General features: G+C 60.9%; 24 protein-coding genes and 2 tRNA genes. 10 read left to right on the top strand and 16 right to left on the bottom strand.

Annotated features, from left to right (window positions below):
* The first annotated feature begins 322 nt into the window (after nt 1-322).
* Nucleotides 323-1,693: a DNA recombination protein RmuC gene (locus IBX54_RS03620; protein ID WP_296541298.1), complete on the top strand. Its 1,371-nt coding sequence runs from the start codon at nt 323-325 to the stop codon at nt 1,691-1,693.
* Nucleotides 1,694-1,742: 49 nt separating this feature from the next.
* On the opposite strand, the gene IBX54_RS03615 is transcribed toward IBX54_RS03620, so the two are convergent.
* Nucleotides 1,743-2,618: a TIGR00730 family Rossman fold protein gene (locus tag IBX54_RS03615; protein WP_296541297.1), complete on the bottom strand. Its 876-nt coding sequence runs from the start codon at nt 2,616-2,618 to the stop codon at nt 1,743-1,745.
* A gap of 167 nt (nt 2,619-2,785) precedes the next feature.
* Here IBX54_RS03615 and IBX54_RS03610 point away from each other — a divergent pair, with 167 nt between their 5' ends.
* Nucleotides 2,786-4,177 carry a phenylacetate--CoA ligase family protein gene (locus tag IBX54_RS03610; RefSeq protein ID WP_296541296.1) on the top strand — a complete coding sequence of 464 codons (1,392 nt, stop codon included), beginning with the start codon at nt 2,786-2,788 and terminating at the stop codon, nt 4,175-4,177.
* 90 nt (nt 4,178-4,267) lie between these two features.
* On the opposite strand, the gene IBX54_RS03605 is transcribed toward IBX54_RS03610, so the two are convergent.
* From IBX54_RS03605 to earP, 4 genes are all read right to left on the bottom strand, one after another.
* The gene (locus tag IBX54_RS03605; protein WP_296541295.1) at nt 4,268-5,182 is read right to left on the bottom strand and encodes a ribose-phosphate diphosphokinase; all 915 of its coding nucleotides are present in this window, start codon (nt 5,180-5,182) and stop codon (nt 4,268-4,270) included.
* Nucleotides 5,183-5,211: 29 nt separating this feature from the next.
* On the bottom strand, nt 5,212-6,810 hold the full coding sequence (locus tag IBX54_RS03600; protein ID WP_296541294.1) for a thymidine phosphorylase family protein: 1,599 nt from the start codon (nt 6,808-6,810) through the stop codon (nt 5,212-5,214).
* A gap of 142 nt (nt 6,811-6,952) precedes the next feature.
* Nucleotides 6,953-7,507 carry an elongation factor P gene (gene efp, locus IBX54_RS03595; RefSeq protein ID WP_296541293.1) on the bottom strand — a complete coding sequence of 185 codons (555 nt, stop codon included), beginning with the start codon at nt 7,505-7,507 and terminating at the stop codon, nt 6,953-6,955.
* Nucleotides 7,508-7,604: 97 nt separating this feature from the next.
* Entirely contained in the window at nt 7,605-8,726 is a 1,122-nt protein-coding gene (earP, locus tag IBX54_RS03590) for an elongation factor P maturation arginine rhamnosyltransferase EarP (protein WP_296541292.1), read from the bottom strand.
* A gap of 26 nt (nt 8,727-8,752) precedes the next feature.
* Between earP and uvrC the strand changes: the two genes are divergently transcribed.
* The 8 genes from uvrC (at nt 8,753) to IBX54_RS03550 (ending at nt 15,985) form a co-directional block, all read left to right on the top strand.
* On the top strand, nt 8,753-10,735 hold the full coding sequence (gene uvrC, locus IBX54_RS03585) for an excinuclease ABC subunit UvrC (RefSeq protein ID WP_296541291.1): 1,983 nt from the start codon (nt 8,753-8,755) through the stop codon (nt 10,733-10,735).
* Between the two features lie 42 nt (nt 10,736-10,777).
* Nucleotides 10,778-11,344 carry a CDP-diacylglycerol--glycerol-3-phosphate 3-phosphatidyltransferase gene (gene pgsA / locus IBX54_RS03580; protein ID WP_296541290.1) on the top strand — a complete coding sequence of 189 codons (567 nt, stop codon included), beginning with the start codon at nt 10,778-10,780 and terminating at the stop codon, nt 11,342-11,344.
* 32 nt (nt 11,345-11,376) lie between these two features.
* Nucleotides 11,377-12,225, top strand: a complete 849-nt coding sequence (locus IBX54_RS03575) for a DMT family transporter (RefSeq protein ID WP_296541300.1) — start codon at nt 11,377-11,379, stop codon at nt 12,223-12,225.
* Nucleotides 12,226-12,253: 28 nt separating this feature from the next.
* The gene (locus IBX54_RS03570) at nt 12,254-13,345 is read left to right on the top strand and encodes a tartrate dehydrogenase (RefSeq protein ID WP_296541289.1); all 1,092 of its coding nucleotides are present in this window, start codon (nt 12,254-12,256) and stop codon (nt 13,343-13,345) included.
* Nucleotides 13,346-13,496: 151 nt separating this feature from the next.
* A complete protein-coding gene (locus tag IBX54_RS03565; RefSeq protein ID WP_296541288.1) occupies nt 13,497-13,769 on the top strand; it encodes an HU family DNA-binding protein in 273 nt (90 codons plus the stop codon).
* Between the two features lie 14 nt (nt 13,770-13,783).
* Nucleotides 13,784-13,859: transfer RNA gene (locus IBX54_RS03560), tRNA-Val, on the top strand.
* 59 nt (nt 13,860-13,918) lie between these two features.
* Nucleotides 13,919-15,829, top strand: coding sequence for a SurA N-terminal domain-containing protein (locus IBX54_RS03555; RefSeq protein WP_296541287.1), 1,911 nt, complete (start codon nt 13,919-13,921; stop codon nt 15,827-15,829).
* Nucleotides 15,830-15,909: 80 nt separating this feature from the next.
* A tRNA-His gene (locus IBX54_RS03550) sits at nt 15,910-15,985 on the top strand.
* A 331-nt stretch (nt 15,986-16,316) separates the two neighbouring features.
* Here the strand turns inward: IBX54_RS03550 and IBX54_RS03545 are convergent.
* From IBX54_RS03545 to IBX54_RS03495, 11 genes are all read right to left on the bottom strand, one after another.
* Nucleotides 16,317-16,730 carry a toxin-antitoxin system HicB family antitoxin gene (locus IBX54_RS03545; RefSeq protein WP_296541286.1) on the bottom strand — a complete coding sequence of 138 codons (414 nt, stop codon included), beginning with the start codon at nt 16,728-16,730 and terminating at the stop codon, nt 16,317-16,319.
* A gap of 3 nt (nt 16,731-16,733) precedes the next feature.
* Nucleotides 16,734-16,913 (bottom strand): type II toxin-antitoxin system HicA family toxin, encoded by a 180-nt coding sequence (locus IBX54_RS03540; RefSeq protein ID WP_296541299.1) that lies wholly within the window; start codon nt 16,911-16,913, stop codon nt 16,734-16,736.
* A 310-nt stretch (nt 16,914-17,223) separates the two neighbouring features.
* On the bottom strand, nt 17,224-17,562 hold the full coding sequence (locus IBX54_RS03535) for an XRE family transcriptional regulator (protein WP_296541284.1): 339 nt from the start codon (nt 17,560-17,562) through the stop codon (nt 17,224-17,226).
* Entirely contained in the window at nt 17,559-17,888 is a 330-nt protein-coding gene (locus tag IBX54_RS03530) for a type II toxin-antitoxin system RelE/ParE family toxin (protein ID WP_296541283.1), read from the bottom strand. The genes IBX54_RS03535 and IBX54_RS03530 overlap by 4 nt, the downstream gene beginning before the upstream one ends.
* A gap of 61 nt (nt 17,889-17,949) precedes the next feature.
* Nucleotides 17,950-21,075 (bottom strand): error-prone DNA polymerase, encoded by a 3,126-nt coding sequence (locus IBX54_RS03525; RefSeq protein WP_296541282.1) that lies wholly within the window; start codon nt 21,073-21,075, stop codon nt 17,950-17,952.
* Between the two features lie 9 nt (nt 21,076-21,084).
* Nucleotides 21,085-22,566: a DNA polymerase Y family protein gene (locus IBX54_RS03520; protein WP_296541281.1), complete on the bottom strand. Its 1,482-nt coding sequence runs from the start codon at nt 22,564-22,566 to the stop codon at nt 21,085-21,087.
* Complete coding sequence (gene imuA / locus IBX54_RS03515; protein WP_296541280.1) at nt 22,539-23,528, bottom strand: translesion DNA synthesis-associated protein ImuA; 990 nt, start codon at nt 23,526-23,528, stop codon at nt 22,539-22,541. The genes IBX54_RS03520 and imuA overlap by 28 nt, the downstream gene beginning before the upstream one ends.
* A gap of 93 nt (nt 23,529-23,621) precedes the next feature.
* Nucleotides 23,622-25,043 carry an exonuclease domain-containing protein gene (locus tag IBX54_RS03510; RefSeq protein ID WP_296541279.1) on the bottom strand — a complete coding sequence of 474 codons (1,422 nt, stop codon included), beginning with the start codon at nt 25,041-25,043 and terminating at the stop codon, nt 23,622-23,624.
* A gap of 21 nt (nt 25,044-25,064) precedes the next feature.
* Nucleotides 25,065-25,610 carry an NUDIX hydrolase gene (locus IBX54_RS03505; RefSeq protein WP_296541278.1) on the bottom strand — a complete coding sequence of 182 codons (546 nt, stop codon included), beginning with the start codon at nt 25,608-25,610 and terminating at the stop codon, nt 25,065-25,067.
* A gap of 4 nt (nt 25,611-25,614) precedes the next feature.
* Nucleotides 25,615-26,310 (bottom strand): fumarylacetoacetate hydrolase family protein, encoded by a 696-nt coding sequence (locus IBX54_RS03500; protein WP_296541277.1) that lies wholly within the window; start codon nt 26,308-26,310, stop codon nt 25,615-25,617.
* Nucleotides 26,311-26,325: 15 nt separating this feature from the next.
* Complete coding sequence (locus IBX54_RS03495) at nt 26,326-26,628, bottom strand: antibiotic biosynthesis monooxygenase (protein ID WP_296541276.1); 303 nt, start codon at nt 26,626-26,628, stop codon at nt 26,326-26,328.
* Nucleotides 26,629-26,852: the final 224 nt, after the last annotated feature.

The raw sequence follows: 26,852 nt of genomic DNA, 5'->3' as shown, positions 1-26,852 counted from the left end.
TACGGCTGGCTTTCCATGAACACCCCCGTCATTGCGAACGAAGTGACGCAATCCACGCCCCCAAACTGCCTGGACTGCCGCGCTACGCTCGCAGTGACGAAGTCGCTGTTCAAGGTCCGTGTGCGGTATCGGGCCAGGTACGGCTGGCTTTCCATGAACACCCCCGTCATTGCGAACGAAGTGACGCAATCCACGCCCCCAAACTGCCTGGACTGCCGCGCTACGCTCGCAGTGACGAAGTCGCTGTTCAAGGTCCGTGTGCGGTATCGGGCCAGGTACGGGGGGCTCGCAGTGAAGCGGCTTTTCTTGCAAAGCTTGTCTTATGAACGATATCCTTGGCTGGACCCTGCTGGCCCTTGGCGTGTTGAACGCGGCCCTGCTCATTTACCTGCTGCTGCGTCGCTCAGATGCCGACACCTCGGCGGCGCGACACCTGATGCAGCAGGTCAAGGACAGTTCAGAGCGACTCGAGCGCGAACTGCGCCGCGAAATTCTTGACGCATCGCGCGACAGCCGCCAGGAGCTTGCGCTCACGCTGAGCACGTTTCAGCAAACGCTGGTGCAGCAGGGCGCAGAAGCCACGCGCACACAAAACACGCAAATCGACGCGTTTGGCCAGCAGCTCGCCCTGCTGCAAAAAACCTTGCACGACACGCTGGCCAGCCAGCTCTCGGGTTTGAGCGAATCCAACGCGCGGCGCATGAGCGAGATCCGTGAAACGCTCGAAAAACAACTGGCGCAGCTGCAGACCAGCAACGCCGCCAAGCTCGACGAAATGCGTGCCACGGTCGATGAAAAATTGCAAAGCACGCTGCAGACGCGCCTGGGCGAGAGCTTCAAGCAGGTGGCCGACCGGCTGGAGCAGGTGCACAAAGGCCTGGGTGAAATGCAGACGTTGGCGCAGGGCGTGGGTGACCTCAAACACCTGCTCAGCAACGTCAAGACGCGCGGCATTTTTGGCGAGGCGCAACTGGCTTCGCTGCTGGAGCAGGTGTTTGTGCCGGACCAATATGCGGCGCAAATCGCCACCCGCCCGGGCAGCAAAAACGTGGTGGACTTCGCTATCAAGCTGCCCGGCCGCACCGACTCTGGCGTGCCTTTGTGGTTGCCGATCGATGCCAAGTTTCCCAATGAAGACTACGAGCGTCTGCTCGATGCGCAGGGCAGGGCCGATGCGCCGGGTGCCGAGCTGGCGGCGCGCGCGCTGGAGCAGCGCATTCGCTTTGAAGCCAAGTCGATTGCCGACAAATACCTGGAGCCGCCTTACACCACCGACTTCGCCATTCTGTTTTTACCCACCGAAGGCCTCTACGCAGAGGTGTTGCGCCGCCCCGGCCTGATGGAATTTCTACAGCGCGACTGCCGCGTCACGCTGGCGGGGCCGACCACTTTGTTGGCCATGCTGAGTTCGCTGCAAATGGGCTTCAGAACCCTTGCGCTGGAGAAACGCTCCAGCGAAGTCTGGCAGGTGCTGGGCGCCGTCAAAACCGAATTCGGCAAGTTTGGCGACGTGCTGGCCAAGGTCAAGACCCAGACCGAAACGGTGCTCAAAACCATTGACGGTGCGCAAACCCGCAGCCGCGCCATGGGCCGTGCGCTGAAAAATGTCGAGGCCTTGTCGGAGTCGCAAAGCGCTGCCCTGATCGTGCAAGACGTTGACTTCGACAGCGCCGACGGCCCTGCCAACCCGTGAGCGCTGCCTGGGCGCACACGGCCCCTGGCGCTTGGCGCCCCCCCCCGGTTCACAAACCGTAAAAGCGCTGAATCACCGCCCAGGCCGCTTCGGGCGCGTCCACGTACTCGAAGAGCTTGAGGTCTTCAGCGGCAATCACGCCTTCTTCCACCAAGGCATCCACGTTGATCAGGCGCTTCCAGTAGGCGCTGCCATACAACACGATGGGCACAGGCTTGGCCTTGCGGGTCTGCACCAGGGTGATGACTTCAAACAACTCATCGAGTGTGCCAAACCCGCCCGGAAAGGCCACCAGCGCCTTGGCCCGCGTCATGAAGTGCATTTTGCGCAGTGCAAAGTAGTGGAACTTGAAACTCAGCGTGGGGGTCACGTAATGATTGGCACTTTGCTCGTGCGGCAGGGCAATGTTCAGGCCGACACTTGGCGCACCCATTTCATGCGCGCCGCGGTTGGCCGCTTCCATGATGCCGGGGCCGCCGCCGGTGGCAATGAACAAGCGCTCTTCGGGACGGCGGCGCATGCTGTCACTTGCCACCAGCCGGGCAAACAGGCGCGCCTGGTCGTAATAACGGGCATTTCGCACCATCCGATGCGCCACGGCCAAGGCGCTTTCGTCGCCACTGAGCTGCGCCTGGTAAAGGCTGTTTTTGGCATCTTCGGGCGCAGCAAAGCGGGCACTGCCAAACACCACCACTGTGTTTTCGATGCCTTGCTCGGCTTGGTCTAGCTCGGGTTTGAGCATCTCCAGCTGGAATCGGATGCCGCGGGTTTCCCGGCGCAGCAAGAACTCGGGGTCGGCAAAAGCCAGGCGGTAGGCATCGGCCCGGAGCGGGTTGCCTTGGTCAGAATGGCTTTGGAGTTCAGCCCAGGCATCTGCCAGCCGGTTTTCATTGAGTTTTTGGGGCGTTGTTTCAGTAGGGTTCATGGCGCGCATTGTCCCGGAAAAGCCCGGGCAGCGTTGGAGCGGCGCCCTCGCCGCGAACGGCTGTCAGGTTCCGACTCGTCCAGCTTGGGCGCAGCAGCTTGGGGCATGATATTTCTCAATGGTGCTGACTGTGGCTCAACTAAGATGTGCACTACAAGGGGAATTGCATGACGACGATTTTTGATCCGTTGCGTTTCAGTGCCGTCTCGATGGATATGGCGGTCTGCGCGCGCGGCCCAACATACGCCATCGCCGCCCGCCAACAATCCCGGCTGGTGAGCTTGCTGGCCTCTGCCATGCAGGACTCCGGCTTTTACCGCGAGCACCTGCGCGGTGTCGATCCATGCCAAGCCAGCTTGTCCGAATTGCCACCGGTGTCCAGACAGGCCCTGATGGCCCGCTTTGACGACTGGGTGACCGACCCGCAGATCAAACTGGCTGATCTTCGCACTTTCACCGCCGACGCGCAGCGCATTGGTCAGGCTTACCTGGGGCAATATCTGGTGTGGGAGAGTTCTGGCACCAGCCATCAGCCCGGCATTTTTGTGCAGAACGCACAGACGATGGCGATTTATGACGCGCTGGAGGCATTGCGGCGCAGTGCACCACGACCGCTGCAACGCTGGCTCGACCCGCTGGCGCTCGCGGAGCGCATTGCCTATGTCGGCGCCACCAGCGGCCACTTTGCCAGCTATGTGAGCCTGCTGCGGTTGCGCCAGTTGCACCCCTGGTTGGCCCCGTCTTTGCGAAGTTTCTCAATTCTTCAAGCTGCCAGGTCGCTGGTTGATCAGCTCAATACCTTCGAGCCTACTGTCATTGCCACCTATCCCACCGTTGCGGCCGTGTTGGCCGATGAGGCCGAGCGCGGCACGCTGAACTTTGCGCCTAACGAAATCTGGACAGGCGGAGAAAACTTGAGCCAGGCGCTGCGCCAACGCCTGGAGGCGACCTTTGGCTGCGCGGTACGCAACAGTTACGGGGCTTCGGAGTTCATGTCGATCGCCTGGGAGTGCAGCCAGCAGCGCTTGCATCTGAATGCTGACTGGGTGATTCTGGAGCCCGTCGATGCGCTGGGGCAGCCCGTGCCCGCTGGCGAGTGGTCTTACACGACCTTGTTGACCAACCTGGCTAACCGGGTGCAACCGCTGATTCGTTACGACCTGGGCGACCAGGTGCGCGTTGATCACACGCCCTGCGGCTGTGGCTCAGCCTTGCCCGTCATCGAGGTGCTCGGTCGCCGGGACGATGCGCTGATCATGGCGGGGCGGCGCGGTCAACTGGTCACGCTGCTGCCGCTGGCACTGACCACGGTGCTGGAAGACGAAGCCGGCGTTTTTGATTTTCATCTCTGCCAGCGTGACGCGCGCACCTTGCTGCTGCGCCTGGCCGTGCAGGGCCCAGAGGGCGAGGCCGCTGCGCAGCGCTGCCGCCGCGCACTGAACAAGTTTGCCGATGCCCAGGAGCTCATGCCGATCAAGCTGCTCTGTGAACTGGGGCAAACCATGCCCAGAGGTCCTAGCGGCAAGGGCAAACGCATCGTGGCGTGCCGTGCCAAATAACAAGAGTCCCGTCACTGTGAGCGAAGCGCGGCAGTCCATGCTGTTGGAAGTCATTGGCTGCTTCACTTCATTCGCAATGACGACGTTCTTTTATATTGAGAAAATGCGGTCCTGAAGGTGAGTCAGGGCGGCTGCGAGGGTGCCGGCCATGCTGACGACATTGCTCTGGTGTGCAATGCAGTCGGTGCTCCAGATTTCGCCAATGCCGGCGGACTGCATCAGCTGCAACGCATCGCCCGAAAACAGCGCGTGGGTGACAGCCACATCGACCGACGCAGCTCCCGCCGCCAGCAATTGCTGTGCCGCGCGGGCGACGGTATGACCAGTGCTGACCACGTCGTCGAGCAGCACCACCTGGCGCCCTCGCACCGCCAAGGCCGGGAGCGCCACCACCACCGAACGGTCGCCATGGCGCAGTTTGTGGCACACCGCATGGTCGAAGCCGTGACGCGCTGCCGCCATGGCGACCCACTGCGCCGCCTCTTCGTCAGGACCGATGAGCAAAGCCTGCGGTCGGTGTGCCGCAATCCAGTCGGACAACAAGGGCGCTGCGCTCAGCGCGACGGCGTCGGTGGCAGGCAAAGCTTGCTGTAGCGTTGCCACCCGGTGCAGGTGCGGATCAACGGTGATCACCGCATCGAAGAGGCCTGCCAGAAAGCTGCCGACGATGCGCTGGCTGATGGCCTCGCCGGGAAGAAAAGCGATGTCCTGGCGCATGTAGGCCAGATACGGCGCCACCAACGTCAGGTGGCGCGCGCCCAGGCTGCGCGCGGTCTGCGCCAGCAACAGCAGCTCAAGCAACTTTTCATTCGGATCGTTCAGGCTGCGCAGGATGACCACTTGCGCTGGCAGCGTGGTGGGCAGGCGCAGCTTGATTTCGCCGTCGGGGAAACGGTGCCGCTCAATCGGCGCAACGGCCATGTTCGCAGCCTGCGCCAGGCGCCTGGCGCTGGGCAGTTCGTCATCAAAACACAACAATAAGGGCGCATTGGTCTTGGCTGACATGGCGGGTAGGGTCAGAGGGTTTGAGCGCATCAAAATTCGACAAAGACGTGTGGCACCTGGCTGGCATCGCCCACCGCATAACCGGTGGATTTGGCACAGGCCTGGTGGGCGAAGCCAAGGTCGCTCTGAAAGCCGGCATGCACCCGGTACAACAGGTCTCCCGAGGCCACCGTTTCGCCGAGTTTGCGAAACAGGTCGATGCCCGCGCCAGGCACCTTGGGCGCACCGGCCAGGCGGGCAATGCGCGCCAGCTGCAAATTGTCGATATTGGTCACCACGCCTGATGTGTCCGCGTGAACCTCGAACGTCAGCGGACCCAGCGACGGGTGCTCGTGGTCGAACGACTTGCTGCCTTGGGCGGCAATGATGGCGTTCATTTTGGCCAGTGCCCGGCCCGAGTCCAGAATGTCGCGGGCAATGGCAAAGCCGTCGCCACCGCGCACATCCGGGTGGCATTCAATCAGGCGACCGGCCAGCCGCAAGGCTTTTTGGCGTAAGTCGTTGGGCGCCTGCGGGTGGTTCTCGAGCACCTGCATCACGTCGCGGGCCTCCAGCACCGGGCCGATGCCGCGACCAATGGGCTGGCGTCCGTCGGTGATGACCACGTCGAGCGACAGGTGCATCCGGCCAGCGACATATTCGAACAAGCGGCGCAAGCGTTGCGCGTCTGGCATGGAGCGCACTTTGGCGGTCGGGCCGATCGGAATATCGAGCACCAGATGGGTCGATCCGGCGGCAATTTTCTTGGACAGGATCGAGGCCACCATTTGGCCGGGTGAGTCGATGGCGAGCGGTCGCTCCACCGAAATCAGCACATCGTCGGCGGGCGACAAATTGGCCGTGCCGCCCCAAGCCAGGCAGGCGCGGTGCGCACGCACAATGTCGGCCATTTGTTTGAGTGGCAGCGCCACATTGGCCAGCACTTCCATGGTGTCGGCGGTACCGGCTGGCGAGGTGATGGCGTGCGACGATGTCTTGGGGCAGAGCAGACCGTGCGCGGCGACGATAGGCACCACCAGCATCGAGGTGCGGTTACCCGGAATGCCGCCAATGCAGTGCTTGTCAACCACCAGCGGTTCATGCCAGTCGAGTTTGCGGCCGCTGGCGACCATTGCCTCAGTCAAAAAATACACCTCTTCGCGGTCCAGCTCGTCGCGGTTGGTGGCGACCACAAAGGCGGTCAGCTCGATCTTGGAGTAGTGCAGCTCGGCAATGTCGGTCACGATGCTGCGGAAATCTTCACGGCCCAGGCGCTCACCTGCGAGCTTGCGAAACAGCGCGCCCACTGAAGCGGGCGGCTCTGCCTGCGACACCGAAACCACATGGCCTTCTGCGACCGCGAGTTGCAAAAAAGCGTCTTCTGACAAGCCCAGCTCATTGCAGCCCACGATGGCCGCATCATCGACCACGTTCAGGGTTGCCAGAATGTGCTGGTCATTGGCGCGAACCTCAACCTTGGACAGGGCCTGGAACCCTTCGGCCCGGTAAAGCCCGCAATCGCGGTGCAGGTAAGCCACATTTTCACGGTAGGTGTCAATGGCAACCCGGCGCAGCGCGAGTTTGGAGGCCACCAACTCCTCGGGCGGCCGGGCATCAAGAAGGCATTGTTCTTTGGCTACAGGGGTCATGACCGAAGCCTACACCGATTTCGGCTCTGTGTGCCTTGATGAAAACGTGATGGGCGTCGCCAAAACCCAATAAAAAGGCTTCCGGAGAAGCCTTTTGTGATTTCACTGGTCAAGCCCCGGCGGTGCCAGTGCTTGAGCGTTCTTACACGCGCTTGCGGTATTCGCCGGTGCGGGTGTCGATTTCGACCTTGTCGCCTTGTGCCACGAAAATTGGCACGCCGATCTCGAAGCCGGTGGCGATTTTGGCGGGTTTGAGGACCTTGCCCGAGGTGTCGCCCTTGACGGCTGGCTCGGTCCATGTGATTTCGCGCACCACGCTGGTGGGCAGCTCGACCGAAATGGCCTTGCCATCATAAAACACCACTTCGACCGGCATGCCGTCTTCAAGGTAATTGAGCGAGTCGCCCATGTTTTCCGCCTCGACTTCGTACTGGTTATATTCCTCATCCATGCAGACATACATCGGGTCGGCAAAGTAGGAGTAGGTGCAATCTTTCTTTTCCAGAATGACCTGGTCGAGCTTGTCGTCGGCCTTGTAAACGATTTCGGTGTTGAAGTTGGCGATCAGGCTTTTGAGCTTCATGCGCACGGTGGCCGAATTGCGGCCGCCGCGGCTGTATTCGGTTTTCAGGACGACCATCGGGTCTTTGCCGTTCATGATGACATTGCCGGCGCGTATTTCTTGAGCTATTTTCATAAAAGCGTAAGGAGAGAGTGAAAGTAGGCCGCGCATCAGGCGGCGAGGGCGGCCAGGACTTATAAAAACTCAAGTCGATGCCGCAAAGCCTGCCATTTTAGTGGATTTTTGCGGTAAAGCTGAGCAGTTGGCTGGTCAAATCCTGCTGCTGCTGCAGGCGTGCCTTGGCCTGGGTGGCGCAAAGCTGCCAGTCGTCCGGTGCAAACTGCGCGTCACCTGGCGGGGCTGCGGACGGACCCAAGCCATTCCACTGCTGGTGAAACGCGCGCAGCGAGGCGGGTGCCTGCAGCCAGTCCAGAAAGGCCGCCAGCTTGTGCGCATGGGCGCCGTCGTGCTGCGGATAGGTCTGCCAGACGAAAGGTTTCCCCGCCCACAAAGCGCGCACCAGCGAGTCTTCGCCGCGGACAAAATTGACGTCGCTGGCCCACAGCAGATGGTCATAGTCCAGTTGGCTGAGTTGGGGTAGGCAGAAAATTGACAGCGAATCTTGCCGGTTCCATGCGGGTTGGCGGCGGTTCTTGTTCAAGACCTCGGCGCGTACGGCCACACCGGCACGGCCGCAGGTAACCAGCAGACGCGTCGGCTGGGCATCGCTCGCCAGCGTGTCGAGCAGCTCGCCCAGACCGGCGGGCTCATAACAAAACAGCGACACCAGACGCTCGCCTTGCCAGGGCACGCCTTGCCGGGCCAGCCAGGCCTGGCGGTCAAATTTGGCCAGTCGCGCCATCAGGTCAGGCTCGCGCAACAGGCCGCCGGTGTCAGCCGTAAAACCGGGGTAGTAAAAATGCTTGGTCAGCCCGCGACCGGGCCCGCTTATGACCGGCGAGGGCAGGCCGTGGCAACGCGCCGCATAGGCCTCGGCGCTCAGGTATTCCAGATTGATCCAGCGGCAAGGCTGTCCGCTATGGACTGTGTGTTTTGCGTAGGCCGCGACGAATTCAGCATCGATATTGCAGCCAAAGGTTTCGATCAGCACGTCGCCCGGCGTGATGCCGGTCAGGTCAATGGGTGCCGTCCAGGCACGCACTTCGATGCCCGGCGCGCCTTGCGGTGCCATCCAGGCCAGCGCTGAGGTATCGTCTGCCCACAGCCGCACCGCCTGGCCACGTTCGGCCAGGTTGCAGGCCAGGCGCCAGGCCACGCCGAGGTCGCCAAAGTTGTCGATGACCCGGCAAAAAATGTCCCAGTGCAGTTTGGGGGCGGCAGAATCCTGGTGCATGGCCGGATTGTCCACAATACGCACCTATGCCTGAAAATATCCCGAACTCGCCGCTGCCCGCCAACGCCGATGCGACCCCTGCGTCGGCCCACCCTGAGCAGTTGCTCAGCGACGTCGCCAGCCTGCCAGCCCTGCCTGGCGTCTATCGCTATTTCGACGCGCAGGGCAACGTGTTGTACGTGGGCAAGGCCATCAACCTGAAAAAACGGGTGTCGAGCTATTTTCAGAAGAACCATGGCGGTACCCGCATTGGCCACATGGTCAGCAAGATTGCCCGGCTGGAAACCACCGTGGTGCGCTCCGAGGCCGAGGCGCTGCTGCTGGAAAACAACCTGATCAAGACGCTTAACCCCAAATACAACATCCTGTTTCGAGACGACAAGAGCTACCCGTATCTCAAAATCACGGCCACTGGCAAAGCGGGTAGCGAACGGTTTCCGCGGGTGGCGTACTACCGTGGTGCGGTCGAAAAAAAGCACCATTATTTCGGCCCCTACCCGAGCGCCTGGGCGGTCAAGGAGGCCATTTTGCTGATGCAAAAGGTGTTCCGGCTGCGCACCTGTGAAGACTCGGTGTTCAGCAACCGCACCCGGCCCTGCCTGCTGTACCAGATCAAGCGTTGCTCGGGGCCGTGTGTGGGACATATTTCCCCTGAGGCCTACGCTCAGGATATCGCTGATGCCGAGCGCTTTTTGAATGGCGATGCGCGCGAGGTGATGACGGCGCTGGAAGCCCGCATGATGATGCACGCCGACAAGCTGGAGTTTGAGCAGGCCGCCGAGCTGCGCAACCAGGTGGCGGCGCTGTCCAACGTGCTGCACCAGCAGTCGGTGGACAACGTGTCGGACCGCGACGTGGACATTCTGGCAGTGAAAGTGCAGGGCGGTCGTGTCTGCGTCAACCTGGCCATGGTGCGCGGCGGGCGGCATTTGGGCGACCGGCCCTATTTTCCGGTCCATGTGGAAGACGCGGCCGAACTCGTTGAGTTGGATGCCAGCGAGGCCGCGGCTGGCGTGCGCAGCGTGGAAATGCAGGTGCTCGATGCCTTCATTGCCCAGCATTACCTTAACGTGTCGGCACCGCCGTCGCTGGTGGTGAGCGTGCCGGTGGACAAGGGCTTGCTGCAGGCGCTGTGCGAGCAAACCGGCGTCAAGGTGAGTGCCGTGCACAACCCGCGCGAACAGCGCCGCGTCTGGCTCGAAATGGCGCAAACCAACGCCGCCTTGCAATTGGCGCGGCTGCTGGCCGAAGAAGGCTCGCAACAGGCCCGCACCCGGGCACTGGTCGAGGCGCTCGATCTGGCCATTGATGACCTGGCCGCATTGCGCATCGAGTGTTTTGACATTTCGCACACAGCCGGTGAATCGACCCAGGCCTCGTGCGTGGTGTTTCACGATCACAAAATGCAAAGCGCTGAATACCGGCGTTTCAAGATCAACGACATCACCCCGGGCGACGACTACGCGGCCATGCGCCAGGTGCTGCTGCGCCGCTACGGCAAGCTGGCCGAAACCCTTGCCGACGCCAAACGCACAGGCGAATTGCCCGCCGGCACCGGTCGCCTGCCTGACCTGGTGCTGGTCGATGGTGGCAAGGGCCAGGTCAGCATGGCGCGCGAGGTGTTCAAACAACTCGGGTTGGATTTGTCATTGATCGTGGGCGTTGAAAAGGGTGAGGGCAGGCGCATTGGCCTCGAAGAGCTGGTGTTTGCCGATGGCCGCGACAAGGTTTACTTGGGCAAGGACTCGGCCGCGCTGATGCTGGTGGCGCAGATCCGGGACGAGGCGCACCGCTTTGCCATTACCGGCATGCGCGCCGCGCGCGCCAAGGTGCGCATGAACGGCGGCCAGCTTGAAGATATTCCCGGCATCGGCCCGAAACGGCGCGCACGCCTGCTGCAGCGCTTTGGCGGCGTGCGCGGCGTGGCGCTGGCATCCGAAGCCGACATTGCCCAGGTAGAGGGCATTTCGCATGATCTGGCTGCAGAAATTTACCGCGTATTGCACTGAAGCCGTTACCTTTTGACAAGCAACGCGTGCCACAATTGACGCATGTTCTGGACCATCCCCACCCTCATGACCTGGGCGCGCATTGTGGCGATCCCGCTGATCGTGGGCGTGTTTTATTTGCCGCTGGAACCCGACACGCGTAACCTGATTGCCACCGTCATGTTCGTGGTGTTCGCCGCCACCGACTGGCTCGACGGCTATTTGGCGCGCAAGCTCAACCAGGTGTCGGCCTTTGGCGCCTTTCTGGACCCGGTTGCCGACAAGTTTCTGGTCTGCGCCTGCGTGCTGGTGCTGGTGCATCTGGGGCGTGCCGATGTCTTTGTGGCGCTGATCATCATTGGCCGCGAAATCGCCATTTCCGCGCTGCGCGAATGGATGGCACAAATTGGCGCCTCCAGGAGCGTGGCCGTGCACATGATCGGCAAGCTCAAGACCACGGCGCAAATGGTGGCGATTCCGTTTTTGCTGTTCGACGGCATGCTGTTTGGTGTTATCGACACCCATGTCTGGGGCGTCTGGCTGATCTGGATCGCCGCCGTCATGACGGTCTGGTCGATGGTCTATTACCTGCAAAAAGCACTGCCTGAGATCAGGTCGCGTGTGAAGTGACGGTGCCTATCGAGCGGCCCCTGATCCGGGCCATGCCGGCGGTGTTTGTGCTGATCTGGAGCACTGGTTTCATCGTGGCGCGTTATGGCATGCCCCATGCGCCGCCCTTCAAATTTTTGGTGATTCGCTACGCCCTGTCCATCGCCTGTTTTTTGCTCTGGATCGCGTTGGCGCGGGTCAAGTGGCCTACGCAGCGCATGCAGTGGCTGCACTTGGCTGTCACAGGTGTTTTCATGCATGCGTTTTATCTGGGCGGCGTGTGGGCGGCGGTCAAGCTCGGCATGGGCTCCGGCTTGTCGTCGCTGATTGTGGGCCTGCAACCTGTGCTCACCGCGCTCTGGCTGGCAGCCACTGGCTACCGGATTGTGCCGCGCCAATGGCTGGGCCTGGTGCTGGGTTTCATCGGGCTGGTGCTGGTGGTGTCGCGCAAATTTGGCGCGGGTGCCGAAGCCAATTGGGTCAATCTGTCGCTGGCCGTGGGCGCTTTGCTCAGCATCACCATTGGCACGCTGTACCAGAAACGCTTTGTCACGTCGTGCGATGTGCGCAGCGCCAACACGGTCCAGCTAGGTGCCGCCTTGCTGGTCACCTTGCCGCTGGCCGCGCTGGAGTTGGAAGTCATCAGATGGAATGCTGAACTGGTCGGTGCCATCGCCTGGTCGGTGCTGGCCTTGACGCTGGGCGGCAGCTCTTTGCTTTATCTGCTGATCCAGAAAGGCGCGGCCGCCTCTGTGACCAGCCTGATGTACCTGGTGCCGCCGGTGACGGCCTTCATCGCCTGGATGCTGTTTGCCGAGCCGATCACCTTGACCACAGTGTTGGGCACGCTGCTGACGGCCCTGGGCGTGGCACTGGTGGTGCGTCAGCCCCGTTTAACCTGATTTTTTTGAATTTGAAAAGGAGTCTGTTGTGGACAAGAAAAGAATTGCCGTGATCGCCGGGGACGGCATTGGCAAGGAGGTGATGCCCGAGGGCATTCGCGTGCTCGAGGCCGTGGCCGACAAATTCAGCATCCCCTTGCAGTTTGACCACTTCGATTTTTCCAGCTGGGACTATTTTGAAAAACATGGCCAGATGCTGCCCGACAACTGGAAAGCGCAGATTGGGGGTCACGATGCCATTTACTTCGGCGCGGTCGGTTGGCCCGAGAAAATTCCCGATCACATCTCGCTATGGGGCTCGCTGCTGCAGTTTCGCCGCGAGTTCGACCAGTACATCAACCTGCGTCCGGCGCGTCTGATGCCCGGCATCATCGCCCCGGTGGTGCGGCGCGACGGCAGTGCGCGCCAGCCCGGCGAAATCGACATGATGATCGTGCGTGAAAATACCGAGGGCGAATACTCCAGCATCGGCGGGCGCATGTATGCTGGCACCGAGCGCGAGATCGTGGTGCAGGAAACCGTGATGTCGCGCGTTGGTGTCGATCGGGTGCTGAAATTTGCGTTCGAGCTGGCGCAGTCGCGGCCCAAAAAACACCTCACCAGCGCCACCAAGAGCAACGGCATTGCCATCACCATGCCGTATTGGGACGAGCGCGTGGCAGAGATGGCCAAGCACTACCCGGGCGTGACAGTTGACAAGTTCCACATCGACATTCTGACGGCCCACTTTGTTCAGCGGCCGGATTTTTTCGACGTGGTGGTGGGTAGCAACCTGTTTGGCGACATCCTGAGCGACCTCGGCCCGGCCTGTACCGGCACCATCGCCATTGCACCCAGTGCCAACCTCAACCCCGAGCGCAAGTTCCCGTCGCTGTTCGAGCCGGTGCATGGCTCGGCCCCCGACATTGCCGGCCAACAAAAAGCCAACCCGATCGGACAAATCTGGAGTGGCGCCATGATGCTCGACTTTTTGGGCTTCAAGGCGGCGCACGACGCGGTGATCAACGCCATCGAGCGCGTTTTGGCAGCTGGCAGCGCTGCGCCGTTGACCCCCGATTTGGGTGGCAGCGCCAGCACTTCGGACTTGGGCCGTGCGATTGCGCGTCAAATCGGACTTTGAAAAATTTGCCCGGCGTGCTCCTGCTTGTTGGTCAATCCCGTCTAGAATCACTTTCCTGTCGGGTGAAAACTGCCTGCGCGCCAGGCATTTTGCTTTCCAAAACGACTAACGAGACATTTGATTTAAATCCAACTCCCGTGAGAGGTAAACAGTGAACAAGACCGAATTAGTTGATTTCATTTCCGAGGATGCTGACATTCCCAAAGCGGTTGCTGCGCGCGCCCTGGAGTCCACCATCGAAGCCGTCAAGGTCGCCTTGGGCAAAGGCGACTCGGTGTCGCTGGTGGGTTTTGGTACTTTTGCCGTGGGCAAACGCGCGGCGCGTACCGGCCGCAATCCGCGCACTGGTGCGTCGATTAAAATCAAGGCAGCCAAGGTTCCAAAATTCCGTCCCGGCAAGGCATTGAAAGATGCCTTGAACTGAAACCGTTTTCGGTGGGGTGATTAGCTCAGTTGGTAGAGCGGCGCCTTTACACGGCGTAGGTCGGCGGTTCGAGCCCGTCATCACCCACCACACGCATCAAGGCGAACACCGTGTTCGCCTTTTTTGTTGCCACACAGGAGAGTTAGCGCATGTTCGATATTTTCCGCAAGCACACCAAATTCATGATGTTGGTGTTGTTCTTGCTGGTCATTCCGTCCTTTGTTTTGTTCGGCATCGACGGCTACAACCGCATGAGCGAACCCGATGAGCCTGTGGCGCGCGTTGGCGGCAATGACATCACCAAATCCCAGTGGGATGCAGCCCACCGCGTGGAAGCCGACCGCATTCGCGCATCCATGCCCACGATTGATGCCAAATTGCTCGACTCTGCCGAGGCCCGTTACGCCACGCTGGAGCGTCTGGTGCGCGACCGGGTGGTGGCACTCGCCGCAGCCCAGGCCAAACTCTCTACCAGCGATGCCCGATTAGCCCGTTTTTTGCAGGAAGACCCCACCATTGCCGCGCTGCGCAGGGCGGATGGCACGATCGACATGGACCGCTATCGTCAACTTGCAGCCAACCAAGGGTTCACTCCGGAGGGGTTTGAGAACAATGTGCGCTTTGATCTGGCCCGGCAGCAAGTTGAAATGGCCGTGCGTGCATCCAGTTTTGCTTTGCCCGCGGTTGCTGATGTGGCCTTAAATGCTTTTTTTGAAAAGCGCGAAGTCCAGATCGTCAATTTTTTGGCCAGCGACTATGCGGCCAAGGTCAGTCCTACCGAAGCTGAACTCGAAGATTTCTATCAAAAAAACCAGGCGCTTTTTCAGTCGCCTGAGCAGGCCCAGGTTGAATATGTGGTGCTTGACCTGGATGCTGTCAAAAAAAGCATCCAGATACCAGAGGCTGACCTAAAGGCTTATTACGAGCAAAACGCCACCCGCCTGAGTGGTGTTGAAGAGCGTCGCGCCAGCCATATCCTGATCAATGCGCCCAAGCAGGCAACTGATGCCGACCGCCAAAAAGCCAGGCTCAAAGCCGAAGAACTGCTGAAGGCGGCGCGCGCCAACCCCGCTGCCTTTGCCGATCTGGCCAAGCAAAACTCGCAGGACCCGGGCTCGGCTGCCAAAGGCGGCGACCTGGGTTACTTTGCGCGCGGCGCCATGGTCAAGCCGTTTGAAGACGCGGCGTTTGCCCTGCAAAACGGGGCAATCAGCGATCTGGTCGAGTCTGACTTTGGTTTCCACATCATCCAACTCATCGACATCAAACTGCCCAAGCAGCGTTCTTTTGACGACCTGCGCGCCAGCCTTGAGGCAGACCTGATCAATCAACAGGCGCAACGTAAATTTGCAGAATTCGCAGAAATCTTCACCAACACGGTTTACGAACAGTCAGACAGCCTCCAGCCTGTGGTTGACAAGCTCAAGCTGGAGATCAAGACGGCCGACAAACTCACGCGTCAACCACAACCGGGTGTCACGGGCATCATTGCCAATGCGAAGTTCCTGGAAACGCTATTTTCGTCCGACACCATCGCCAACAAGCGCAATACCGAGGCGGTCGAGACAGCAGCCAACCAGCTGGTGGCAGGCCGTGTGGTGATGCATCAACCGGCACGCACCCTGGCGCTGGCAGAAGTCCAGACACGGGTTCGCGCGCAATTGGTTGCAGCGCGTGCCTCCGAACTGGCGCAAAAAGAAGGGGCGGAAAAACTGACGCTCTGGAAAGCAGGCGGTTCGCCCGCCAACCTCCCTGCGGCCCAAGTGGTGTCGCGTGACCAGCCGCTCAATTTGCCGGAAAAGGTCCTGACGGCCGCGCTGCGCGCCGATTCCGCCAAGTTGCCTGCCTGGGAGGGTGTCGATCTGGGTGCCCAGGGCTACGCCGTGATTCGCGTCAATCGCGTGGTTGCGCGTGATGAAGCCGAGCAGGCAGCGGTGCGCCAAAGCCGCGATCAATATGCGCAATGGTGGACGGGCGCCGAGACGCAGGCCTACTACGCGCTGTTGAAAGAAAAACTGAAAGCCGAAATTCTGGTGCCCAGTCCTGAGATCGCCAGGTAATGTGCTTGCTGAACTCGGGCGCAAACCTGGGCGGCTTTTGATGTCGATTTGATTTTTCATCAGTTATAATTTTCGCTACGGTGGCTGTAGCTCAGTTGGTAGAGTCCAGGATTGTGATTCCTGTTGTCGTGGGTTCGAGCCCCATCAGCCACCCCAAAATAAGCGTTAAGAATCAACAGCTTAACGATGTTTTAAGAATCCCAGGCACGCGATGGGCACGTTCTTGAAATGAAAAAGCCCGGCATGCCCGGGCTTTTTGTTGTCTGCAGATAGCTGATGGCACTTTCCATGAACAGCCCCGTCATTGCGAACGAAGTGAAGCAATCCATGTCCCCGGACTGCATGGACTGCCGCGCTACGCTCGCAGTGACGGCTTCCTTGTTCAAGGTCCGTGTGCGGTATCGGACCAGGTACGGGGGGCTCGCAATGACGACTGTCTTTCATCATTTGGGGTGGTTGAGTTGCCATGACCGTTAGATCAATGAATTCAGGTGCGCGCAGCACCGCGTCGTCCCAAGCCTTCGGCAATGAAGGCCAGCACCAAAGAATTGAGTGACACGCCCTCCGTTTTCGCCCTTGCTGTCAGTTGCCGGTGCATGGATCGGGGAAGTCGTGCAAGAACTTTGCCGGATGCCGATGCGGGCGTGAAATCTTCCGCATTGAACGCTGGTGCTGGGACTTCCTGCCCCATGTCCACCATAGCACTGACTGTGGCAATGAAGGCATCTCGTCCATCTGCAATGGCTTCCAGTTCGTTTGCTCCATCTGCCATCACGCCTGGAATATCGGGCATGGTGAACATGAATCCGCCACCGTCTGCCGCGTCAATAGGGCTGACAACGTGACTGTAGGCCTCGAAGGGGAAAGTGGGCTGCACTTTGCCAATGGTCTTAACGATCATGACTTACTCCTGAATCTGGTCAATGAGCGCCACAAAGCGCTTGAGGTAAATGGCCTTGATAGGCCTGTGAGCAGGTACGGACAATGGGTCTTTTACTGAAGGATGTGAAAAAACGTGATGACTGCCCCCAGTGCTTCGCACTTCTAAACCGTGCTGTTTGGCTACTGTGAGCAGTTTTGCCATGGCCCAATCGTTCGGGTTCTGGCGCATTGCATTGAGTAGTTTTGTAGCCGTGCTCACGCTTTGAATGATAACGCCTGTAATATCATTTCACAAGAGTGAATTGCAACATTAGTGTTCTGGGAGTCAGTTCTGACAAAGGAAGCTTTCTGGCTCAGATCACGATCGACCGGAATACCCGTCTTGGCTGACAGCGTACTTCACCAGTGCGCCACCGTAGGCGTCCAGGGTTGCAAGCAATGGCGCGGCTGGAACTTCAAATAGCAGCAGTGGCCATAGGGCTTTGAGCGGGTAGGTCTTTGCCACAGTGCGGTTACGCAGTTGCCAGCGCGGACGCTGCCCCCCGTTTAGCGCGCAAGTGTCGCGTCGGCTTTGGCTTGGACACCTTGACCGTGGGGCTCATCCCGGCGGTTGCCGCCATGTCAATCAGCGTGTCCAAGGAAAACAGGTTGATCTTGCCTCGCATCAGGTCGGAAACGCGGGGTTGGGTCACACCAAAGAGGGCCGCAGCATCGCCCTGGGTGATGCCCCGCTCGCGAATCACCTCAGTCAGGTTCATCATCAGTTCGGAGCGTGCCCGCATACTGGCGGCCTGCTGGGGGGTGTCCTCGATCGCATCCCAGATGCTGCTGAATCGTTGTTTGTCTGTCATTTTGAAATCTCCTTCACCAGTTCTTTAAAACGCTTACGGGCCAGTTCAATATCTGGCTGTGACGTTTTGGGCGTTTTCTTTTTGAAGCAGTGCAACACATACACGGCATCCTCAAATTTGGCGACATACACCACCCGAAATGTTCCGGCCTCGTCCCAAATTCGCAGTTCCATGACGCCCGCGCCGATGGTCGGCATGGGCTTGACATCGCTTGGTTCCAATCCTTTTTGGACCTTGTCCAATTGGTGCCCAGCCTCGCGCATTGCTGTTTGTGGGAAGTCCCGCAAATCGCTCAGTGAGCTACCCCGAAATTCAATGTCTTTCATGATTTAAGTATATAGTTTTTTGTATGTTCTTGTTGAATGATGTTTGCCGCTTGCTCAATCTTTATGCCACGGCCCGCAACGCACCCGGCGCGGCGAGCCGCCCCAGCAAATACGTCAAATCCACCAGGCGCTGTGCGATCAAGTTGCGCACCTCGCCCGCGCGTTGCCAGGTGCCATAAACGCCCAGCAGTTTGGCGTTCATCAACGCCTGGCGCTGCCGCTCACGTACACTTTTCCAGACGATAACCTGCACGCTGCCGTGTTCGTCCTCCAAAGACACAAAAACCACGCCCTTGGCGGTGCCCGGTTGCTGGCGCAGTGTGACGATGCCGCAGGCGCGCACCAGACGCCCATCGGGCAGGTCGTGCAAGGCTTGCGATGACGCAAAGCGCATGGCGCTCAAGCGCTGGCGCAGCAGCGCCATCGGGTGGCGCCTGAGCGAGAGCCCGAGGGCGGCGTAGTCAAACATGATTTCTTCGCCCTCGGGCGCCTCGGGCAACTCAAGCAGCTCTTCTTCCACGGGCGCATCGCGCAGCAGCAGGGGCGGTGCATGTAATGCCGCAGCGTCCCAAACCTGTTGCCGGCGGTGTCCCGACAGGCTGGCCAAGGCGTCGGCCGCGGCCAGCAGTTTCATCTCATATTGCGCCAGCTGGGCGCGGCGCGACAGGTCTTCTGCGCTCTCGAAGGGCGCTTGTGCCCGCGCGGCCACAATGCGCTCGGCAGAAGTTTGCTTGAGCCCGGCAACCAGGCCCAGACCCAGGCGCACGGCCGGTGTGTGGGGCAGGTCCTCCAGCGTGGCATCGAGGTTGCTGAACATCACATCCACCGCCCGCACGACCACGCCGTGGCGTTTGGCGTCTTGCACCAGTTGGCTGGGCGAGTAAAAGCCCAGCGGCTGTGCATTGAGCATGGCGGCCAGAAAAGCGGCGGGCTCGGTGTGTTTGAGCCAGCAACTGGCGTACACCAGCAAGGCAAACGAGGCAGCATGAGACTCCGGGAAACCGTACTCGCTGAAGCCCTTGATCTGCTCAAAAATCTGCTCGGCAAATTCTTTTGTATAGACACGCGCGGTCATGCCCTCAACAATGCGGTCGTGGTATTTTTCCAACCCGCCTTTGCGTTTCCAGGCCGCCATGGCGCGGCGCAGGCCGTCGGCCTCGCCCGGGGTGAAACCGGCCGCCAGTATGCTGACCTGCATCACCTGTTCCTGAAAAACTGGTACGCCCAGCGTTCGGCCCAGCGCCTGTTCCAGTGTCGCGCTGGGGTAAGTTACCGCTTCTTTGCCCTGGCGGCGGTTCAGGTACGGGTGCACCATGCCGCCCTGGATCGGGCCGGGCCGCACCAGCGCCACCTCGATCACCAGGTCGTAAAAACACCTCGGCTGCAAACGCGGCAACATGCTCATCTGCGCCCGTGACTCGATCTGGAAAACGCCCACGGTGTCGGCCCGGCAAATCATGGTGTAGGTGTCGGGGTCTTCGGCCGGGATGTCTTGCATCTGGAACTCGAAGCCACGGCGCAGGCTGACGAGTGCCAGCGCTTTGCGAATGGCCGTGAGCATGCCTAAGCCCAGCACATCGACCTTGAGCAAACCCATGGCATCGAGGTCGTCCTTGTCCCACTCGATCACGGTGCGGTCTGCCATGGTGGCGGCTTCGATGGGCACCATGCGCGACAAAGGCCCCCGGGTCAGCACAAAGCCGCCCGGGTGCTGCGACAAATGCCTTGGGAAGCCCATCAGTTGACGCGTCAGGTCCATCAACTGCTGCACCGCCAGGTCGTCCAGCGACAGGCCCAGCGTTTGCAAACGCTCGATTTGCAATTCGCGGCCATCCCAATGGCGGTGTGATTTGGCCAGTTTTTCCAGCAGTTCCAGCTCAAAGCCCAGGGCCTTGCCCACGTCGCGGATGGCCGACTTGGGCCGGTAGGAAATCACCACCGCCGTCAGGGCGGCGCGCTCGCGGCCGTACTTTTGGTACAGGTACTGAATCACTTCTTCGCGGCGCTCGTGTTCGAAGTCGATGTCAATGTCGGGCGGCTCATTACGCTCTTTGCTGATGAAGCGCTCAAACAGCACGCTCATGCGCGCCGGGTCAACCTCGGTCACGCCCAGGCAGTAACACACGGCGCTGTTGGCCGCCGAGCCACGCCCCTGGCACAGGATGTGGCGCGAGCGGGCAAACGAAACGATGTCATAGACCGTCAAAAAATAGGGCTCGTAATGCAGCTCGCAAATCAGCGCCAGCTCATGCTCGATCTGATGCTGCACCTTGGCGCTCATGCCGCCGGGCCAGCGCCGCCCGGCGCCCTGGTAGGTCACCTTGCGCAAATACGACTCCGGCGTTTCTCCGGCCGGCACCACCTCCTGGGGGTACTGGTATTTCAGCTCGTCGAGGGAAAATTGGCAGCGCTGTGCCAGCTTGAGTGTTTCAAACAGCAGCGTTGCCGGGAAAATCCGGGCCAGCCGCAGCCGGCTGCGCAGGTGCCGCTCGGCGTTGGTTTGCAGGTCAAGGCCGCACGCGGTTAATGGCTTGCCGACACGGATGGCGGTCAGCACATCTTGCAGGGGCTTGCGCGAACGCACATGCATGTGCACATCGCCCACAGCCACCAGCGCAATGGCCGTGGCGTCGCTCAGTTGTCTTAAGTTGTAAAGCCAGATTTCGTCGTCCAGCGTGAGCAACTGTGTCACACCCAGCCAGCAGCGGCCGGTGAAATGGGCCAGCAGCCATTGGCCAATCGCCAGCAGCTGCGTCGGGGTGTTGCTGCGCTCAGGGCAGACGAGCACCAGGCAATCGGCCAGCGCAGCCCCGTGAATGTCTTCCTGCTGCAGCTGGTAGCTGCCCTTTTTTGCAGCGCTGCGCCGCAAGCGGGTAATGAACTCGCACAGGTTGCCGTAACCGTTCAGATTGCAGGCCAGCACCACCAGCGTAAAAGGGGCTGTACCGCTGACCTGAAATTGCGACCCGATCAGCAGCTTGAGGCCACAGGCTTTGGCTGCCACATGGGCGCGCACCACGCCGGCCAGGCTGCACTCGTCGGTGATGGCCAGCGCGGCGTAGCCCAGCGTGTGGGCGCGCGTCACCATCTCCTCGGGTTGGCTGGCCCCTTTTAAAAACGAAAAGTTTGACAGGCAGCGCAGTTCTGCGTAACCGGGAAGCCGGGGTGAAGGGGGCAGGGCGGCCATGGCGCTTCTTCAGGCAAAGATGCCATGCAAATACCAGCACGCAGCTTCGTTGCGAGCCCCCCGTACCTGGTCCGATACCGCACACGGACCTTGAACAGAGACTTCGTCATTGCGAGTCGCGCAGCGACGTGGCAATCCATGCAGTCCGGGGTCATGGATTGCTTCACTTTGTTCGCAATGACGGCTACTGTCGCAATGACGCGAATGTTCATGGAAAGGCAGGCGTTGCTGAAAAATCCACAACGCGCCGGCATGTTGGCTCAGGGCCACCCAGTAGTCGCGCGCCACCTGCAGGCTGTGCTGGCCGTCGTCGGCCTCTGTGACGCGGTGCCACCAGCCGCCCTCAACACGCTCCGGGCCCAGCAGAAGTTGCAGCGGCCCCTGGTACAACGGGCAGTCGCCGCGCACATCAAGCTGGAGCGGGTTTTTGAGAATCCAGGTCGGTTGCGGCCCCGGCAGCTGGCGCACCTTGGTGCCGGGCCTGGTGGCGTTGATGGGTTGCCAATGTGCCATCCAGGCCATGCGGGTGTCCTCTGCCAGCACCGGCCGCAGCACACGTTTGTGACCCAGCCGGGATTGGATGCGCTCCAGCACCTGATCCACGGCTTCACCGCTGGCACGGGTATCGGGCAGCAGGGATCGGTTCGTTTCAATGAACGGGCTGACCTCGGTGGCGCTCAGGGCCAAGTCACCCACCGGGGCCAGCAGTTGCACCCGGGCCAGGTTTTCGGTCAGCAGCCGACACAGGTGGTCGACGTTTTGGGTCGGCTGCGCCGTGCGCGCCGTGAGGCTGCCGCCCGCACTGGCGTCGCGGGCGCGCAGGGCGTCGTGACCCCAGTGCAGCGTGAAGGCGGTCACGCCGCATTGACGGGCCGACAACCAGCCTTTCAATTGCAACAGCAAACGTCGGGCGCCGAACATCAGTGCCGGGGCCGTGTCCACGCGGCCGGGCAACTCCAGCTTGGCCGAGAAGGTCTGTGCAATCTTGACCCACGGGTAGCCCTCTGGGCGCAGTCCGTAAGCCTGGTCCAGCACCAGCAGCAGCTGGCTGTCAAAACGTCGGCTGATGCCGCCGCGTGGCAGTTGGCGCACATCAGCCAGCGTTTGGCAGCCCAGGCGCGCCAGCGTGGCCGCATGGATGTTGACGGCATCGATACACGTCAAAGGCAAAGGATCGAGCAGCTGCGCCAGCGGCATGGCAAAGCCGTCGCGGATGCCCATGCGTGCACAGGCCAGGGCCGCCAGGCTGGTTGGCGCCCAGGCCAGCGCCGTGATGCCGAGCTCGGCGGCACCGGCTTCCACCAACTGGTGCAGCGTGTCTTCGCCACTGAACAAACGCATGCTTTGAGCCACCTCAAGCCAGACCGTTTGCGCCTGCTGTGCCACCCGGGGGGTGAACTGAAGCGCCCAAACGGCCACGCCTTGGGGGTCAATGCGCGGCGTGCTGTCGCAGGCGGCATTGGTCAACAGCGCGGCCCAATGCAGGGACATTTGCAGCCTCCGTTCTTCTCATGAATAGGTTCCGTCATTGCGAACGAAGTGACGCAATCCATGTCCCCGGACTGCATGGACTGCCGCGCTACGCTCGCAGTGACGAAGTCTCTGTTCAAGGTCCGTGTGCGGTATCGGGCCGGGTACGGATGGCTCGCAGTGACAAAGTCCCTGTTGATGGTCCGTGTGCGGAACAGCCCCTGATCCGGACGACTTGCAAGCAACTGGCTGGGGTGCATCAGGCGGGGTGTCAACATGCTGGCCAGCGTGCCCGGCACTGATGGCAGCACGACGGGGCCGTCGAGCAAGGCGCCTTTGCGTTTGAGAATATGAACGTGCAGGCTCCAGTCTGGCCCGAGGGTGGTCAAGAGCCGCAGCGGGGCGGGTGACGTGTCCAGTTGCGCCGCTTCGGGCCGGAACAAAAAAACCGGGCAGTCGCAGGATTGGGCGTGAACCTGCAAGCGACGCAATTGCTCGGCACGGGCCTGGGGCAACCAGGCCAGAATAGCGCCACCGCGCGGGTTGGCCTTGACCAGCTGTTCTGTGCACCAAAGCCGCTCGGCCGGGGTGTCGGCCGCGATCCAGACGATGTTTTTTTCGGCGATGCCGAGTTTGACCAAACCCGGTGCGTGCGGGCGTTTGGGCGGCCCCACCAGCAGGATGTGACCACCCCCGGCGGCAAGCCCTGCCAGCGCAGGTGCCAGCAAGCGCCATTCGCAAAGAGAGGGTTGGGGTTGCAGCAGTTCAGTCAGCGCATGACACGGCCAGCCGCCACCGGGCAGCTCGGCATCCAACGATGCAAAGCCGCTCGACACCACCGACTGTCCGGCCTGTGACACCTGGGAGCCGCGCCAGACGGCCTGGGCGATGTTGCCCGGGAGCTGGTCCAGGTCAAACGAATGTGGCGGCGCATCACCCGGTGGCGGGGCGGCGTTGACGATCCATTGCAGTGCGGCAGACATGGCGTTTGGTTGAAAACTGTTTAATTACTGTTTAAAAACACAGTATAACCAAATCGTCATGTTGTAGAAGCGGTGCCTTCGCCGCGTGGGCTTTTACGCCATAGTTGTCGCGCCTGAAAATTCAAGCCGTTCGAGTTTGCCCCGGCCTGGCCCCAGCAGGTGCTTGAGGGCCAGGCGGTAAGTGTCGAGGTTGAAGGCCAGCGGCTCAGTGCGGCTGTGCAAGGCAGCGTTCAGGTCTTCGTCCGAATGCACGGTGGCCAGGTGGCACCATTGGTCGAACAGATGGATGTCGGTGCGCCCGGTGCGCGCGTTGTGTTCACGCAAGCCCACTTTGCCGGCAAAAGGCCAGACTTGCAGTTTGTTGCCAGCCAGCGCCAGTTGCAGGCGCAGGTGGTGGCGTTCGGGCGCTTCCTGGCCGCAGCACACGCCCTTGCACTGGCCGATCTGGTGGCCAAAACAGCGGCCCTTGCCCGACTCCAGCCCCAACGTCTGCAGGCACAGCCCGTGTGTTTGGGCGAGCTCGCGCAGCTGGCTTTGAGCCTGGTTTTTCGAGCGGTAGGGGCCGTACAGCGCGCCAAATTGTTCCGGCGCCAGTTCGCTGCCACGCACCAGCGTCAGCAGCGGCCGGCTGTTCGGGTTGGCCTCAAGCCGCCAGGCGCACAGGTCGCCTTCGCGGCGCAACTGGCGGTTGTGCACGGGCTGGCGCGCCTTGACCAGCCGCGCCTCAAGCAGCAGGGCACCGAGCTCACCGGCGGTCTCGATCCACTCGATGCGCCTGATTTCCTGCGCGATGCGCATCTCGCGGGCGTTGCGGCCGGCCGCCTGAAAGTGCGACATCACCCGGCTGCGCAGCTTGACGCTTTTGCCGATGTACAGCGGCAGCGGAGTGTCGCCAAAAAAGAGGTAAACCCCGGGCGCCTCGGGAATGTCGGCCACGTTGGTGTCGAGCTGCGGTGGCAACGCCGCACTGCCTTGCAACAAACTTTGCGCTTGGCCCGCCACATGGTCGGCACCCAACTCGGCCTGCGCCAACTTGAGCCAGCTTTGCATCACCTCGACATCGCCCATGGCGCGGTGCCGGGCGCTGCTGCTCAGGCCGTGGCGCTGCATGATGGCGTCCAGCCCGTGGCTTTTGAACTGCGGGTACAACAGCCTTGAGAGGCGCACCGTGCACAGCGTTTTGACGCGCAGCGCCACGTCCAGGCGACTCAGTTCATTGAGCAGAAAACCATGGTCAAAGCGCACGTTGTGGGCCACCAGCACGGCGCCGTCCAACAGGGCCAGCAATTCAGGAGCGACTTCGGCAAAGCGCGGCGCACTGGCCACCATGGTGTTGCTGATGCCGGTGAGCTGCTCAATGAAATGTGACACCTGCACGCCCGGATTCACCAGCGTGCTCCAGCGTGCCACCTCGATGCCGTGCTCGACGCGCACAGCGGCAATTTCGGTGATGCGGTCATGCACCGGGTTGCCGCCTGTGGTTTCCAGGTCAAGCAGCACGTAACAGGGCAGCATCGCGTGAGGCCTCAGCGCTGCTTAAATAATGTCAAAGACATGAATGGAAAAGTTGCCCTGGCGGCGGTCGGCAAAAAAACGTTTCAGGGTTTCATTCACGGTCTGAAAAGCGAGCTCGTCCCAAGGGATTTCATGCTCGGCAAACAAGCGCGCCTCGATGGTTTCAAAGCCCGGGTCAAACTGGTCGCTGAGCAACTGGGCGCGGTAAAACAAGTGCACCTGGCCGACACGCGGGATGTTCACCAACGAGAAAAATTCGCCCATCTCAAACTGCGCACCCGCTTCTTCTACTGTCTCGCGCGCTGCGCCTTCGCTCACGGTCTCATCGAGCTCCATGAAGCCGGCGGGCAGCGTCCACTTGCCCCAGCGCGGCTCGATGTTGCGCTTGCACAGCAGCACCTTGTCGCCCCAAACGGGGATGGTGCCGACCACGTTGAGCGGGTTCTCATAATGCACGGTCTGGCAGCCAGGGCACACCGCACGGCGCTTGGTATCGCCATCTTCGGGCAGCCGATACACCACGGCGGTGCCGCAGTTTTTGCAGTGTTTGATCGGGGGGCGGTGCATGAACTTAAACCACCTTCAATTCAATGCCGGTCAGGCCGCTGATGCTGCCCTTGAGCGTGTCGCCCGGCACCACCGCGCCCACGCCCGCCGGGGTGCCGGTGTAGATCAGGTCGCCGGGCTGCAGCTCCCAGGCGGCGGACAGCTGGCAAATCGTTTCGGCAATGTTCCAGATCAACTGTTCCACCGTGCTGTGTTGGCGCATCGCGTCGTTCACTTGCAGGCTGATGGCGGCGTGGTTGATGTCGCCTGCTGCGGCTTTGGGGGTGATGGGGCCAATCGGCGCCGAGTGGTCAAAACCCTTGCCAATGCACCACGGGCGACCCTGCGCCTTCATGTCGTTTTGCAGGTCGCGCCGGGTCATGTCCAAACCCACGGCGTAGCCAAAAATATGCTTTTCAGCCTGATCCACCGCGATGTTTTTGCCACCGGTGCCAATTGCCACCACCAATTCAACTTCATGGTGCAGGTTTTTGGTCAGGCTGGGGTAGGGCAGGGGCGTGACGCAGCCTGGCTCTGCCACCAGCACGGCATCGGCCGGTTTCATGAAGAAAAATGGCGGCTCGCGCCCGCTTTGGCCCATCTCCTTGGCGTGCTCCAAGTAGTTGCGGCCGACGCAGTAAATGCGGTGCACCGGAAACTGCGCGCTGGTGCCGACCACCGGCACGGCCGCGCCGGGCGCAGGAAGAAAAACGGTGTTCATGGCGAACTATCCAATTCAAGCCGATTTAGCGACCAGCTCAAAGTGTTCCACCACCGGCGGGCTGGCAAAAAACGGCCCAACGATGGCGCGCCACTCGGCGAACGCCGGAGAGCCCCTGAACCCCACCGTATGGTCTTCCAGCGTGGTCCAGAAAATTTGCAGAATGTAGCGCTGGGGATTTTCAAGGCAGTGGTTCAGCTTGAAACCTTCAAACCCTTTTGCTTTGGCTATGACGGTCTGCAAGCCGCGTTGCACAGCCTCTTCAAAGGCGGCGTTCTGGTCGGGCTGAATGGAAAAGTCGGCGAGTTCAAGAATCATAAAAATCTCCGCGAGGATGGATTAATTCGTCAAGCAGCGAGTCTAGCGTTTTCAATCCGGCCGCCAAGTTGAACGGTAATAGGACTGAGGTATGCTGGAGATATGAATCACACCACCTTTATCCCTGGCAAAGATGCCGCCCTTGAATCCACCATCAGCACGCTGCAAGGCAAGCTGCAAGCCCTGGGTTTCCATATTGAAGAACGCAGCTGGCTCAACCCGGT

This window comes from Rhodoferax sp., assembly GCF_014859475.1.
Lineage (GTDB): Bacteria > Pseudomonadota > Gammaproteobacteria > Burkholderiales > Burkholderiaceae_C > Rhodoferax.
The sequence above is the reverse complement of the archived record's forward strand: the minus strand, read 5'-3'. Positions and strand labels throughout refer to the sequence as shown.